At 70.1% G+C, this 14,302-nt stretch carries 14 protein-coding genes and 1 pseudogene; 8 read left to right on the forward strand and 7 right to left on the reverse strand.

The window, feature by feature from the left end; translation table 11 throughout:
* Window positions 1–19: 19 nt before the first annotated feature.
* Window positions 20–799: a class I SAM-dependent DNA methyltransferase gene (locus ABT053_RS21800; RefSeq protein ID WP_350970931.1), complete on the reverse strand. Its 780-nt coding sequence runs from the start codon at window positions 797–799 to the stop codon at window positions 20–22.
* 175 nt (window positions 800–974) lie between these two features.
* A complete protein-coding gene (locus ABT053_RS21805; RefSeq protein WP_350970932.1) occupies window positions 975–2,186 on the reverse strand; it encodes a cytochrome P450 in 1,212 nt (403 codons plus the stop codon).
* Between the two features lie 526 nt (window positions 2,187–2,712).
* Here ABT053_RS21805 and ABT053_RS21810 point away from each other — a divergent pair.
* A complete protein-coding gene (locus ABT053_RS21810) occupies window positions 2,713–3,303 on the forward strand; it encodes a hypothetical protein (protein WP_350970933.1) in 591 nt (196 codons plus the stop codon).
* Window positions 3,304–3,733: 430 nt separating this feature from the next.
* Here the strand turns inward: ABT053_RS21810 and ABT053_RS21815 are convergent, their stop codons facing one another.
* Both ABT053_RS21815 and ABT053_RS21820 read right to left on the reverse strand, forming a co-directional pair.
* A complete protein-coding gene (locus ABT053_RS21815; protein ID WP_350970934.1) occupies window positions 3,734–4,639 on the reverse strand; it encodes a S41 family peptidase in 906 nt (301 codons plus the stop codon).
* Between the two features lie 287 nt (window positions 4,640–4,926).
* Window positions 4,927–5,055, reverse strand: a pseudogene (locus tag ABT053_RS21820) (IS481 family transposase); the annotation flags it as partial.
* Window positions 5,056–5,188: 133 nt separating this feature from the next.
* Between ABT053_RS21820 and ABT053_RS21825 the strand changes: the two are divergent.
* The 7 genes from ABT053_RS21825 (at window position 5,189) to ABT053_RS21855 (ending at window position 11,546) form a co-directional block, all read left to right on the forward strand.
* On the forward strand, window positions 5,189–6,139 hold the full coding sequence (locus ABT053_RS21825; protein ID WP_350970935.1) for a DUF389 domain-containing protein: 951 nt from the start codon (window positions 5,189–5,191) through the stop codon (window positions 6,137–6,139).
* An 84-nt stretch (window positions 6,140–6,223) separates the two neighbouring features.
* Window positions 6,224–7,129: an ABC transporter ATP-binding protein gene (locus ABT053_RS21830; RefSeq protein ID WP_350970936.1), complete on the forward strand. Its 906-nt coding sequence runs from the start codon at window positions 6,224–6,226 to the stop codon at window positions 7,127–7,129.
* Window positions 7,122–8,024: an ABC transporter permease gene (locus ABT053_RS21835; protein WP_350970937.1), complete on the forward strand. Its 903-nt coding sequence runs from the start codon at window positions 7,122–7,124 to the stop codon at window positions 8,022–8,024. The genes ABT053_RS21830 and ABT053_RS21835 overlap by 8 nt, the downstream gene beginning before the upstream one ends.
* Entirely contained in the window at window positions 8,021–8,935 is a 915-nt protein-coding gene (locus ABT053_RS21840) for an ABC transporter ATP-binding protein (protein WP_350970938.1), read from the forward strand. Before ABT053_RS21835 ends, ABT053_RS21840 begins: the two co-directional genes overlap by 4 nt.
* 2 nt (window positions 8,936–8,937) lie before the next feature.
* Window positions 8,938–9,654, forward strand: a complete 717-nt coding sequence (locus ABT053_RS21845; protein WP_350970939.1) for an ABC transporter permease — start codon at window positions 8,938–8,940, stop codon at window positions 9,652–9,654.
* 51 nt (window positions 9,655–9,705) lie between these two features.
* Entirely contained in the window at window positions 9,706–11,067 is a 1,362-nt protein-coding gene (locus tag ABT053_RS21850) for an AAA family ATPase (RefSeq protein WP_350970940.1), read from the forward strand.
* Window positions 11,068–11,069: 2 nt separating this feature from the next.
* A complete protein-coding gene (locus ABT053_RS21855; protein ID WP_350970941.1) occupies window positions 11,070–11,546 on the forward strand; it encodes a hypothetical protein in 477 nt (158 codons plus the stop codon).
* A gap of 194 nt (window positions 11,547–11,740) precedes the next feature.
* Here the strand turns inward: ABT053_RS21855 and glmM are convergent, their stop codons facing one another.
* The 3 genes from glmM to rplM form a co-directional block, all read right to left on the reverse strand.
* Window positions 11,741–13,096: a phosphoglucosamine mutase gene (glmM, locus tag ABT053_RS21860; protein ID WP_350970942.1), complete on the reverse strand. Its 1,356-nt coding sequence runs from the start codon at window positions 13,094–13,096 to the stop codon at window positions 11,741–11,743.
* A 3-nt stretch (window positions 13,097–13,099) separates the two neighbouring features.
* Window positions 13,100–13,621 (reverse strand): 30S ribosomal protein S9, encoded by a 522-nt coding sequence (gene rpsI / locus ABT053_RS21865; protein WP_344746718.1) that lies wholly within the window; start codon window positions 13,619–13,621, stop codon window positions 13,100–13,102.
* A 69-nt stretch (window positions 13,622–13,690) separates the two neighbouring features.
* On the reverse strand, window positions 13,691–14,134 hold the full coding sequence (rplM, locus tag ABT053_RS21870; protein ID WP_344746717.1) for a 50S ribosomal protein L13: 444 nt from the start codon (window positions 14,132–14,134) through the stop codon (window positions 13,691–13,693).
* Window positions 14,135–14,302: the final 168 nt, after the last annotated feature.

Below are 14,302 nucleotides of genomic sequence, written 5' to 3' on the forward strand. Positions count from 1 at the left end.
CCCCCGGAGGAACCCCCGCTCAGCCGGCCCGGCGGGCGACGTACAGGATCCGGTCGTGGGCGTCCTCGTCGGCCGGCTCCCGCGCCGACGTCCCCTCCAGCCCTCGGGTGGCCACGACGCGCAGCCCGGCCCGCTCGGCCACCCGGCGCACCGTCCGGTCGGAGTGGTGCCGCTGCGCGTGCCGCATCGACACCCGCTCCCAGCCCGCGCCGGCCCGCTCGAACAGGTCGAACTGGGTGACCACGACCTCGTCGGCCTCGATCCGCGGGGACACCGCGAACCACGCCACGTACCGGTCCCCGCGGTCGGCTACCGTGGGGGCGCCGAACGCGCGCCGGTAGTAGCCGATGGTGCTCAGGTCGAAGACCAGCACCCCGTCCACGGCGAGCTGGCCGCGCGCGGCCGACAGCGCCCGCCGCAGCTCGTCCGTGGTGGTCAGGTACGCCATCGGCAGATCCACGCAGGCGACCACGTCGAAGCCGGTCAGCCCCGGCGGGGGCTCCTGCAGCCGTCCCACCAGGAACCGCACGCCCTCCGCGCCGGGCCTGCTCCGGGCCATCGCCACCATCGCCGGGGACAGGTCGTAGCCGGTCACCTCGAACCCCCGCTCGCGGAAGGCGACGCTGCTGCGGCCGGTCCCGCACCCCGCGTCCAGCAGCCGCCGCCCGCCCGTGCCGTACCGATCCGCCATCTCCACGTAGCGGTCCACCAGGGCGGCGGTGTCCATCCGCGCGTTCAGCTCGTCGTACCGGGCCGCGACGCTCTCGTACGCCGCCAATGTCTCGTCCACATCCGTCATGAGCGCCTCCCGCGCGCGGACGTCCCGCCAAGGGCCGCGCCGGGCCGTCGGGCCCGGCGCGGCCTGCGGGAGAGGCCTACCAGATGAACCACGCCTGCCGGTTGACCCGGCGGCCGGTAACCCGGCGCAGCAACTTCCTCACGAAGTTCACCTCCTTCCTGGTGGCCGTCGGCGGTCAGGGTCTGGCGGGGATCCTGCGCAGCTGGAACGGGGGCGGGGTGATGATGCCCGCGACGTGGGGGCGCCCGTGGCCGCCGCGCACCTCCAGGCGGGCGCCGTCGGTCACGGCGGCGAGCAGGCCGGTGGCCAGGGTCTGGGCGACGGCGGCCCCGGCGCAGGTGAACGGGCCGCCGCCGAAGGGCAGGTAGGCCCCGCGAGGGCCGGGGCCGTCCCACCGGCCGGGGCGAAATTCGGCGGCCCGCGGCCAGTGCCGGTCGTCGCGGTGCAGCAGGTAGACGCAGACCGACACGCTCTCCCCCGGCTCCAGCCGCACGCCGCCGACCCGGTGGGCGCGGAGCGCCGGGCGGCCCAGCAGCCACGCCACCGGCCACAGCCGCAGCGACTCCCGTACGGCCGACTCCGCGGACACCGTCGCCAGGTCGACACCGTGGGTCGCGGCCGCGAGCAGCGCCCAGGCGACCACGTGGCCCACCGGCGCGACCGAGGTCCGGAACAGCAGGAGGTACACCTGGGCGACCCGCGCGGCGGGCGTGCCCGGCGGGGTGGCCCCGAGGACGGCGTCCAGCAGGTCGCCGGGTCCGTCAGGTCTCGCGCGGGCCCGGCGGGCGCGCACCTCACCGGCGACCGCCCGCACCACACGCGCCCACAGCGCCGCCCGCGCCGCGCGGGCCAGCGGACCGGCCGGACGGATCAGGACATCGCGCTCCACCACCCGCGCCATCAGCTCCCGCAGCTCCGGCGGGCTGTCCGGGCGCAGCAACGCCCCGGCCAGGAAGCGGTGCGCGGCGGCGCGTCCGGCCGACGGCCACTCGCTGACCTCCCCCAGCTCCGCCACGACGGCGGGCAGCCGCTCGCGGTGGGCGGCCAGGTGGGCGCGCACCGTCGCCCGCGCCGCCCGCCCGACGGCGACCTGCGTCTCCCGGGGCTCCAGCCTGCCGCCGCGCACGTGGAAGAAGTCGGACACCTCGTCGTAGTGGCCCTCCTCGTCGTGCAGCACCCGCAGGGCCTCCGCCGGGTCGGCCACGCACAGCGACCCGTCGTCGGGCAGCCGGAACACCGGGCCGTGCTCGCGGGCCGCCCGCTCGACGAATCCCAGCGGGTCCCGGCGGTACCGCCGCGCCGCCCCGCCGGGCAGGCTCGCGGCCAGGCCCTCCCACGGCCGCCCCCCGCCGGCGGCGGCCCGATCCGACTCGCCGACCGTCGCCATCCCACCCCCACGCCGTCCGTGACCTCGGGTGTACGCGCGGGTGGTGCCGTCCGCGCGCCCCGCCGGGAGAGCGGCGCCGCCCGCCACCTCTCACCGGCCGGGCGGGCGGGCTTCCGGGCCCGCCGGTACGCGGCGGCGGTGAAAAGGACGACGCCGAACCAGGAACAGCGGAAGCTTATACCGGCGAGCCATTCCCCTGGTCATTGAGTGAACGATGGGAAATATCAGTGTCTTATTGACAGAATTGGCCGAATAACCGCCGTGAAAGTATTCCGGAAAAAGGTCGCCCATTCCCGTCCGGTGAGGTGGGAGCGCATGTCTTTCCCGCTCACAGACGTGCCGGCCACCGACCGGCCCGCCGGGACGACGATCGCGACGCAGCGGACTTTCCGCGTGACACCCCGTTACCTTTCCGGCCCCGGATCCGGCCGATCACCCCTCGGAGGTAAAAAATTCCCCCGCCTGGGGTTATACATGCCGTAACGGCACCAAGTCTCACCCAGAGGAGTGGATTAGTGTCAGATATGTGAGCATCTCATCCCATGGTCCGCTGAAGCTGAGCGTTGGCGCGAGCACCGGCATGAAGATCGGCGCCACACTCCTGGCCATTCCCTTCGTCGGCGTCCCGCTGTTCGCGATCTCGAAGCTCGAACAGGCCGTTCAGCTGTCCGCCGAGGGATCCTCTCTCGACTCCCAGATCCTGATGGTGCCCTTCGTCGTGGTCCTGGTGGTCTTCCTCGTCGTCCTTCTCGGCATCTTCCGCTTCCGGGCTGAGATGGAGGGAGGCGTCGTGGAGGTCCACGGCGCGTTCACGACGCGCAGGGTGGACCTCGCGCGGGCCCACGTCTGGCTGGACTCCTTCCCCGAGTGCTCAAGGGCCCGCGACCTGACCGGCCACCGGCTCCCGTACCTGTACCTGTACGCCCAGGAGCCGGGCGGCCGCAAGATCCTGTTGCGGCTGCGCGCGGCGCGCGCCTTCCTGCCGCCGCACGAGCTGGCGGCCCTCGCGGGCGCCATCGAGTCGGGCCATCGTACGGGCGCGGACGCCGAGCGGGCGGCTCGGGCGGCCGACCTCCTCCGGCGCCTGAGCGCCGACCCCGCCATCAAGGTCCCCTGAGAACTCCCGTTCCCGCGACAACGCGGAGACGACGGCCGCAGGACGGTCATCCGGTTCGGGGCTTCAGTGCTCCGGCTTCGGAGAACCCGAACCACTGACTCGCTCCGCGGACTCCAGTGGGTTCAGCGCGAGTGAAGGTCTTCATGACGGAACCCACCGGACTTCGGAAGCTCAAAGTCAGGATTGGGTGGAGTTCAGCTCAAGACGCCTGAGGTAGGAACGAATTCCGGCTCCACCTGACGAAGTCCGCGGACCCTACCGGGGTGAAGCGGATTCATGTCCGGTGAGAACCGGCCCCACCCCTGGGGGCCTGGTTTGGGGCACGAGTGTGGGTACCAGCCTCAGCGGGGTCTGGTGCCAGGCCCGGAGCTCCGGTCGCTTTGATCACGAACGACGTTTGGGGACCACACTGTCGACGAGCTGGGCCGCGTCAGCCCGCCAGTCGGGCGAGGGCCAGTTTGTGTGCCCGGTCGAGGGATTCCGCAGCAGCGCAAGGGACGTCGGGCTGGACACCGGTGCCCTCCCAGTTCGTGCCGGAGACGGGGTTGATGGCGCGGCCGGTGGGGACGGTGGCTTCCAGGTGTGGATGCACGGTCCAGCCCTTGCACGGATGTGCGCCACCGCGGGTGGCCTCGCCGACGACAACGGCGCGGCCGAGCTGCTGCAGGTCGTAGGCCAGTTCCTCAGCGGCGGAGAAGGTGCTGTCACTGGACAACACATACAACGGTTTGCTGCCGCCGAAACGCGCGCCGGGGACGTGCGGCAGGCTCCAGGACTGCTCGCTGCGCTCGCCGCGGCGCCAGTACATGGTGTTGAGGTGGGTGCGCTCGTCCAGGAGGTAGCTGCAGACGAAGGCGACGGTGTCCGGGTCGCCGCCCCGGTTGCCGCGAAGGTCCACGATCAGCGCCTGAGCGCGGGAAGCCAGGGTGAGCGCGGCGCTCAGCGGTTCGGCGGCCCACCCCAGCGGAAACAGCATCGGCGCCAGCTCCACCACGACGACCCCCCCGTCGAGCAACTCCAGCCGGGGCGCACCGCCCAGCGAGGTGTCGAAGTCCCGGCGGATGGACTCCAGGGTCGCCGCGCCCTGCTCGGGGGACACCGGGTCGGCGTGGTGCTTCAGCCTCAGGTGTTTGTCGTCGTTGACGGACTGCAGGTCCGCGGTGACCAGACGGGCGAGCTCCTCGGCGCCGCCGACGTCGTAAGCGCCCTCGGCGAGGCGTCGTCGTAGCAGGTCGGCGAGCTGCTCGGCTATCTCCGGGAAAACGTAGTGCTCGGTCAGCAATCGGGCTGTCTCGTCGACGACAGGAGCGGGCCGAAGGTTCGTCAGAGTTGTCATAGCAGGGGAGTAGAGCACTGCCCTTACGAAAACGTCAAAAGACTGAATTGTGCGGCCTCGATAGGTCGCTCCGGCAGACTTCAGGCGATGTCCGCGTACCCGACCGCGGTCCGCGAACTGAGATCGAAGACCGGTTCCAGGTGCGACGGGTCCGCGTCGACCACGAGTGCTTCCCGGGGGAGGCGGTCACCTCGGATCTGCTCAAGCCGGACGCCGAGAAGCAGTGGACGCCAGGTCGGGTGGTAGTCGCCGACGGGCGCGGTGCCGGCAGCCGGGCGCCCCCGCACCCGGCCGGACGCGGTCGCCGCGGCCTGGAAGCGTTCGGCGGCACGGCGCGGGGGCCGGCCGTCCTCGAGGACACAGCGGGCCGGCCGAAGCCGGCCCGTCTCACTCGGCGGGGCGTTACGGTGGGACACAAGGAGCTCCGGGAAGCTCGGCGTAGATGCCGCAATCCACACCGAACCCGTAGGCCCTCCCTCGTTTCAACGACTCCGAAGATCGTGTCACCGCGTATTCAACCTCTGTGGTCACTACACCTAGGGTTGGCCCGTGCTGCATCTACGCGTGATCTGTCCGCCGGAACTGTCGGACAAGGTGCTGGAGATCCTCGACGGGTGCGTCGGCGTCGTCAACATCGTCGTTTTCCCCGGTGCCGCGCGCTCCCCCGCCGGTGACCTCGTCCAGTTCGACATCGCCCGCGAGGCCGCCAATGAGGTGATCGAGCGGCTCCAGGAGCTCGGCCTGCACACGGAGGGCTCGATCGCGGCCGAGCAGGTCGACCTGTCGATCTCGGAGGTGGCCGAGCGCGCCCAGGAGGAGGCGCCCGGCGACAGCGACGACGCGGTGGTCTGGGCGGAGTTCGCCCAGCGGGTCGACGAGGACACCCGGCTCACCTGGGCCTTCCTCTCGTTCCTCACGATCGCCACGCTGCTCGCGGCGATCGGCGTGATCGTCAACTCGCCGATCCTCATCATCGGCGGGATGGTGATGGGGCCGGAGTTCGGCGCGATCGCGGCCGTCTGCTTCGGCCTGCTCCGTACCGACAGGGACCTCATCGGCCGCGCGGCCAGGACCCTGGTCCTGGGCTTCGCCGCCGCCATCGCGATCACCTTCGTCTGCGCGCTGGTCTCGCGGGGGCTCGGCTGGATCGGGGTGGGCTCGCTCGGGACCGGGCACGAGGAGATCGAGTTCATCGTCAAGCCCGACAGGTGGTCGTTCATCGTCGCGCTGCTCGCCGGGGCCGCCGGGGTGCTCTCGGTCACCGCGGGCAAGTCGTCTGCCCTGGTCGGCGTCTTCATCTCGGTCACCACGGTCCCCGCCGCCGGATACTTCGCGGTCGCCGCCGCGCTGGCCCGCTGGGGCGACATGGCCGCCTCGGCCGTCCAGCTCGGGGTGAACGTCGCGGGCATGATCATTTCCGGGGTGGTGACGCTCCTCGTCCAGAGGGCCTACTGGTCCCGGTTCGGGATGAGACTCCCGGCCCGTCCTGGGGGGAGTTAGCGGCTCAGAATTGCCCTTTCGGACGAGGCGAGACTCCTTCGTGTGACGGAGGTGCGCACCTGCGGCGACGGATAGTGTCCGAGCATGACTATCCTCGCCACCGAGGGATTGACCAGACGTTTCCCCCGGGTGACGGCGCTCGACCAGCTCACCGTCACCGTCGGCCCCGGTGTGACCGGCCTCGTCGGCGCGAACGGCGCGGGCAAATCCACGCTGATCAAGATCCTGCTCGGTCTGCTCGAACCCAGCGCGGGAAGCGCCCAGGTGCTGGGCATGGACTCGACGACCAGGGGGGCGGAGATCCGCCGGGTCGTGGGTTACATGCCGGAGCACGACTGCCTGCCGCCCGACCTGTCCGCCACCGAGTTCACCGTGCACATGGCCCAGATGTCGGGCCTGCCGCGCACCGCGGCCCGCGAGCGCGCCGCCGACGTCCTGCGCCACGTCGGGCTGTACGAGGAGCGCTACCGGGCGATGGGCGGCTACTCCACCGGCATGAAGCAGCGCGTCAAGCTGGCCCAGGCCCTGGTGCACGACCCGCGCCTCGTCCTGCTGGACGAGCCCACCAACGGCCTCGACCCGCGGGGCCGCGACGAGATGCTCTCGCTGATCCGCAGGATCGGCTCCGAGTTCGGCATCAGCGTGCTGGTCACCTCCCACCTCCTGGGCGAGCTGGAGCGGGTCTGCGACCACGTCATCGTGATCGACGGCGGCAAGCTGCTGCGCTCCTCGGCCATCGGGGAGTTCACCCAGATCACCCAGACCGTGACCGTCGAGGTCGAGGAGGGCCAGGACGCGCTGTCTGCCCGCCTGACCGAGCTGGGTGAGACCGTCACCCCGCACGGCAGGCTGCTGCTCGTCCACGTCCGCGCGCCGGAGACCTTCGACGCGCTCCGCGACGCGGTCTGCGAGCTCGACCTCTGCCTCGTGCGCGTGGAGCAGGGCCGCCAGCGCATCGAGGACGTCTTCAGGGAGCCGGTCAATGTCTGAGTCCATCTCCGAGCCGATGCCGGGACCCACGGGCGTCATCCACGACATCGGATACCGCCACTACGAGGGGCCGCGGCTCGGCCGCGGCCACGCCACCGCCGCGCTGACCGTGCACAGCCTGCGCGGGATCTTCGGGCTCGGCCGCACCGCCCGCTCGAAGATCATCCCGTTCGCGCTCGTGGGCGTGATGCTCCTGCCCGCGGTCGTCTCCATCGCGATCATGGCGCTGGCCAAGCAGGAGGGGATGCGCTACACCGATTACGCCGTCGTCATGCAGGCCGTGCTCGCGATCTTCCTCGCCTCGCAGTCGCCGTACGCCGTCGCGCCCGACCTGCGCTTCCGGGTGCTGCCCCTCTACCTGTCGCGCCCGGTGACGATCTGGGACTACGTCGGGGCGAAGCTCGCGGCGATGACGACCGCGATGTTCCTGCTGCTGGCGGCGCCGCTCACCGTGCTCTACATCGGCGAGGTGGTCATCGACCTGCCCGGCGACACGCACACCGCCGACTACCTCACCAGCATGGCCGGAGCGGTCGGCTACGCCCTGCTGCTCGCCTGCCTGGGCATAGCGATCGCCTCGTTCACCCCCAGGCGCGGCCTGGGCGTGGCCGCGGTCATCGCCTTCTACCTGCTCGCCTCCGCCGTGTCGACCGTGCTGTTCGCGACGCTGGAGTCGATGGGCGACGACGCCACCGCCGCGTGGGCGTGGCTGATCAACCCGTTCTTCCTGGTGGACGCCGCCGTACACGTCGGGATCTTCGGGGCGGAGCCCACCGCGAGCGTCGTCTATCCCGAGAGCGGCGGCTCCCTGGTCGCGGGCGTGATCATGATCGCGCTGATCGCCCTGTCCCTCACGGCCCTGATCGCGCGCTACCGTAAGGCGGCCTCCCGATGAAGATCGAACTGGCCCAGGTCTCCCGCTGGTACGGCAACGTGGTCGCCGTCAACGACATCACCATGACCGTCGGCCCCGGCGTCACCGGCCTGCTCGGCCCGAACGGCGCGGGCAAGTCCACGCTGCTGCACATGATGGCCGGGTTCCTCGCCCCCTCGGGCGGCACCGTCACCCTCGACGGCGACCGCATCTGGCGCAACCACGACATCTACCGCTCCATCGGCCTGGTCCCCGAGCGCGAGGCCGTCTACGGCTTCCTCACCGGCTGGCAGTTCGTGCTGTCCAGCGCCAGGCTGCACCGCCTGCCCAACCCCGACGACGCCGCCCGCAAGGCGCTCGCCCTGGTGGAGATGGAGAGCGCCAAGGACCGCAGGATCGAGACGTACTCCAAGGGCATGCGCCAGCGCGTCAAGGTGGCCGCGGCCCTCGTCCACGACCCGCAGGTCCTGCTGCTCGACGAGCCGTTCAACGGCATGGACCCGCGCCAGCGCCTGCACCTGATGGACCTGGTCCGCGCCATGGGCACCGCGGGCAAGACCATCCTGTTCAGCTCGCACATCCTGGAGGAGGTGGAGCGGGTCGCCCAGCACATCGAGGTGCTGGTCGCCGGGCGCCACGCCGCCTCCGGGGACTTCCGCGAGATCCGCCGCCGGATGACCGACCGCCCGCACCTGTTCCGGGTCCGCTCCAGCGACGACCGCCGCCTGGCGTCCGCGCTGATCGCCGACGCCTCCTCGGGCTCGGTCTCGCTGACCGAGGCGGGCCTGGAGGTGCACGCCGTCGACTTCCGGCGCTTCACCCGGCTGCTGCCCAGGGTCGCCAAGGACGCCGACATCCGGATCCTGCAGGTCTCCCCCGCCGACGAAGACCTGGAGAGCGTCTTCTCCTACCTGATCAACAGGAGCAGCTGACCATGAACGGTGTCATCGCCGGAATCTCCTACCGGGCGCTCCTCGGCCGCCGCCGGATCTGGCTGCTGATCATGCTGCCCCTGGTGCTGGTCGCCATGGCCGCCCTGCTGAAGTTCATCGGCGCCGCCGACGAGCGGACCGCGGTCACGCTCATGCAGACCTTCGCCATCGGCACCATGCTGCCGCTGCTCGGCCTGATCGCGGGGACCGGGGTGATCGCCCCCGAGATCGACGACGGCACGATCATCCACCTGCTGTCCAAGCCGATCTCCCGCCCGGTGATCGCGCGGACCAAGTTCGTGGTCGCCGCCTCGATGCTCGCGCTGTTCGCCGCCGTGCCGACCTTCGTCGCGGCCTACCTCCTGGTCAACCTCGAATCCGGCATCGCGTACGGCTTCGCGCTCGGCGCCCTCGTCGGCGGGATCGCCTACGCGGCGGTGTTCATGCTGCTGGGCGTGCTGACCCGGCACGCGGTCACGATCGGCATCGTCTACGCGCTCGTCTGGGAGGGCGTGGTCGGCAACTTCGTGCCCGGCGCCCGCAGGTTCTCCATCCAGCAGTGGGCCCAGACGATCGCCGACCAGCTGTCCTCCTCCGCCTTCTTCTCCACCGAGATCGCCCTCGGCTTCGCCGTCCCCGCCCTCGCCGTCGTCACCGTCGGCGCGGTCGTCTGGGCGGGCATCCGCCTGCGGAGCTTCTCCCTCACCGGCGACGAGTAGGGACTCACGTGCGTCCCCTCTCCCGGGGGGGCGCGCGTGTACCGTTCGAATATGAAGCCGTACCTGAGCGAGCTGCGCCTCACGGAGTTCAAGACGTTTCGCGACGCGAGACTCCCGCTGGGCGGCATGACAGCGCTCATCGGCCGCAACAGCAGCGGAAAGTCGAACGCGCTCGACGGGCTTGAGGTGCTCTCCCGGCTGGCGGCCGGTGCGGACATCGTGGACGCGCTCGACAGCAGGCGCGGCGACGAGGGACCCCTCCGCGGGGGCATCGAAGGATGTCCCCCGCACGGAACGGACCGGTTCAGCCTGGGCTGCACAGTCGTCGCCATGAACCGCGCAACCCCCGAGCCGGGCTCCTACTTCTACGTGGAACTCGACGTCACGATCCAGGTCCGCCCCGAGCCGGAGATCATCAGCGAAACACTTTGGGGCATGTCGGGTAAAAATCGATATACGAAAAACCCCCGGGAGCGATTTCGCCACAAGCTGCTCGCGACCGAAAGCGGCTCACCAGGGTCGGGCAGCATCGACGCCACCTGGTACGGCGGCCGGCCCGGTCGCGGCCCCCGCGCCCCCTTCCGTTCCTCCCGGCTCCTGACCAGCCAGCTCGCCCTCCGGGTGGAGGGCAGGAACGATAAGGAACGCGCGGTCCTCACGGCGGCCGAGGACATGCTGGAAACCCTGCGCGGCGTCTTCCACCTCGATCCCGTTCCTCACCTGATGAGGCAGTACGTTCCCGGCCGCGACACAAGGCTGCGCAGGACCGCGGAGAACCTCTCCGCCGTCATCGGGCACATGGCGACGCACGACGCCGAGCGATTCCGGCAGCTTCTCAACCGCGTGCAGGGTCTCGTCGAGCACGAGGTGACGGGGATCGAGGCCATTCGTTCGGACCTGAACGATGTGATGCTCGCCCTGCGGGAAGGACCCGCGATCACCCCCGCACGCGAGATGAGCGACGGCCTGCTGAGGTTCACGGCCATCGCCACGACACTGCTGCGACAGGGACGTGATCTCGACCTGGGCGGGCGCGACACGAGTGATGACAGGAAATCGCCCATGCTGGTCATCGAGGAACTGGAGAACGGCCTCCATCCATCCCAGGCGACGCAGGTGCTCGAACTCGTGAAGCAGGCGACCGCGGACGACTCCGCCCGCGTGATCTTCACCACGCACAGTCCGGCCCTGCTTTCCGCGCTGAGCTCCGAGGACCACAAGAACGTCGTGGTGTGCTCCCGGGATCGTGCCACCGGCCTGTCCAACCTGCGTACGCTTCCCGAAATCGACGGTTACCCTAGCCTGATGGCGCAGGGGGATCTCGGCACGATCATCACGTCGGGCCTGCTGGAGCAGGCACCGCCCCGAGAGCGTGACTTCAGCGAGTTCGACCGTCTGATGGGAATCGGCTGACGATGGCCCGCAGGGTCGAGTTCGTCGACACCTCGGTGCTCTGCAACATCCTCGACGTCCCCGGGAAGAACCAGGACCGGGACAGCGTGCTGCGGGCGCTGCGGGCGCTGCGGGACGAGAAACGATCATGCGAGCTCATCCTGCCCGTCACCACGGTGATCGAGACCGGCAACCACATCGCCCAGCTCTCGGACGGCCGGCTCCGCAGGCAGCACGCCGACAAGCTGTCCGATCTGCTCGGACTCGTCATCACCGGGCAGGCACCGTGGGTGCTGCACACCGTCGAATGGGGTGAGGGCTTCCTTCGGTCGCTCCTGTCGGGAGCGGGAACGGGAACGCCGTTCTCCGACCACGTGATGGCCAAGCTGGGTCTGGGTGACCTCTGCATCCTGACCGAACGCGAGCTCTATCGAGCCAGGGTCAGTGGCGTGGACGTCGGCATCTGGACCCTGGACGCGCAGCTCCGATCGCATTCCTGAGCACCTCCGAGGCGGCTCGCCCGAAAAACGGCGTGACCTTCTTTCGCCGGCGGTAAAACCCCGAGCCGCGGGTCAGCCCCCGAGACCGGGCACACGAAAGAGCGCGGCCCGCACCTCGTGAGGTGCGGGCCGCGCTCTTTCGGCGTTCTTCCGGTTCGGAGGCAGGCCGTGCGGACGACCTCGCTCTCCCCGGTTCAGACACAGGCCGTGCGGACGACCTCGGCCAGCCGGCCGGCCAGCTGCTCGGCCTGTTCCGCCGACGCCGCCTCGACCATGACGCGGATCATCGGCTCGGTACCGCTCGGCCGGATCAGCACGCGCCCGGTCTCCCCCAGCTCCGACTCCGCAGCGCTGACCGCGGCGGTCAGCTCGGGCACCGAGGCCTTGGACCGGTCGACGTCCTTCACGTTGACCAGGACCTGCGGCAGGCGGGTCATCACCGAGGCCAGCTCGGCCAGCGACTTCTTCTCCCGCGCCACGACCGCCAGCAGGTGCAGCGAGGTCAGCAGGCCGTCCCCGGTGGTGGCGTGGTCGAGCATCAGGACGTGGCCGGACTGCTCGCCGCCGAGGTTGTAACCGCCGGCCCTCATGGCCTCCAGGACGTAGCGGTCGCCCACGGCGGTCTCGACGACGTCGACACCGGCGTTCTTGAGCGCGATCTTGAAGCCCAGGTTGGACATGACCGTGGCCACCACGGTGTCACCGGCCAGCTTCCCCTCGGCGCGCATGGCCATGGCCAGCACGGCCATGATCTGGTCGCCGTCGATGATCTCACCGGTGTGCGAGACCGCCAGGCAGCGGTCCGCGTCGCCGTCGTAGGCGATGCCCACGTCCGCGTCGCGGGAGACCACGATCTGCTGGAGCTTGTCCAGGTGGGTGGAGCCGACCCCCGCGTTGATGTTGAGACCGTCGGGGCGCGCCCCGATCGTCTCCACGGTGGCTCCGGCCCGCAGCAGCGCCTCGGGAGCCACCATGTGGGCGGCGCCGTGGGCGCAGTCGAGGACCACGTTCAGGCCGTCGAGACGGCCGTTCACGGTGGACAGCACGTGGGACACGTAGCGGTCGGCCTCACCGTACGCCTCGCGTACGCGGCCGACCGAGGCACCGACAGGACGCTCCCACTTCTCGCCGAGCCGCTGCTCGATCTCGTTCTCCACCGTGTCGGGCAGCTTGTAGCCGCCTCGGGTGAGGAACTTGATCCCGTTGTCGGGGGCGGGGTTGTGGGAGGCGGAGATCATCACGCCCATGTCGGCTCTGAGAGCCGTCGTCAGGTAAGCGACCGCCGGGGTGGGCAGCACGCCGAGCCGGAGAACGTCCACACCAGACGACGCGAGGCCGGCGACCACCGCGGCCTCCAGGAATTCTCCTGAAGCCCGAGGGTCCCGGCCCACGACGGCGACGGGACGGCCCCGCCGCCCGACGCTGGTATTGAACGCCCCGGCATCGCCGAGGACATGAGCCGCGGCCACGGACAGGTCCATGGCGAGCTCGGCCGTGAGGTCGCGTCCAGCGACCCCACGTACCCCGTCGGTGCCGAAAAGGCGCCCCAACGCTTAACGCTTGCTGTACTGCGGAGCCTTGCGGGCCTTCTTGAGGCCGTACTTCTTGCGCTCGGTGGCGCGGGCGTCACGGGTCAGGAAGCCGGCCTTCTTCAGCGGCGGGCGGTTGACCTCGACGTCCAGCGCGGTCAGCGCGCGGGAGAGACCCATGCGCAGGGCACCGGCCTGGCCGGTCACGCCGCCGCCGTTGATGCGGGCGATGACGTCGAACTGCTCCTCGGCACCGAGCACCACGAAGGGCTCGTTGACGATCTGCTGGTGGACCTTGTTCGGGAAGTAGTTCTCAAGCGTACGACCGTTGATCGTCCACTTGCCGGTGCCCGGCACGATGCGCACGCGGGCCACGGACTCCTTGCGACGGCCCGTGCCGTACGAGTTGCCGGTGGTGATGGGCTTGCGGACGGCGACGTCGCCGCTGGCGGTGGACTCGGAGGTGTACTCGGAGGGGAACTCCTCCGCGGAGTACGCTTCCTGCTCGCCCTCGACGGGCGTCTCGACACCGGTGGACTCAGCCACGGTTCTCCTCTAACTTTCCTACTCGGCGTCGGCCATCGGCCAACGCTGCTGGCGACAAGCAGCTAGTGACTACTGGGCGATCTGGGTGAGCTCGAAAGACACCGGCTGCTGCGCCTGGTGCGGGTGCTCGGAACCGGCGTAGACCTTGAGCTTCTTGATCATCTTCCGGCCGAGAGCGTTCTTGGGCAGCATGCCCTTCACGGCCTTCTCGACGGCGCGGTCGGGACGCTTGTCCATGAGCTCGCCGTAGGTCATGGAACGCAGACCGCCCGGGTAGCCCGAGTGGCGGTAGGCCTTCTTCTGCTCAAGCTTGTTACCGGTCAGCGCGACCTTGTCGGCGTTGATGACGATGACGAAGTCACCGGTGTCGACGTGGTTGGCGAAGGTCGGCTTGTGCTTACCGCGAAGCAGGATCGCGACGTGGCTGGCCAGCCGGCCAAGCACGATGTCGGTGGCGTCGATGATGTGCCACTGACGCTCGACTTCGGCAGGCTTGGGTGTGTACGTGCGCACGGTCGTATGCCTTCTTTGGTCGCGTCTTCGGCGCTGTCGGAGAGGACAGCAACATGGTCGGTAGGTGCGGGCACACGACAGCCCGGACCTTCCGTCTCCAGGAAAAGAGGAGATGACGCCGGACGCGCCGCGTATCGGTCTGCGAGAGGAGACCAATTCGCACACAAC

It is taken from the genome of Streptosporangium sp. NPDC002524 (assembly GCF_040295985.1).
Classification (GTDB): Bacteria; Actinomycetota; Actinomycetes; order Streptosporangiales; family Streptosporangiaceae; genus Streptosporangium.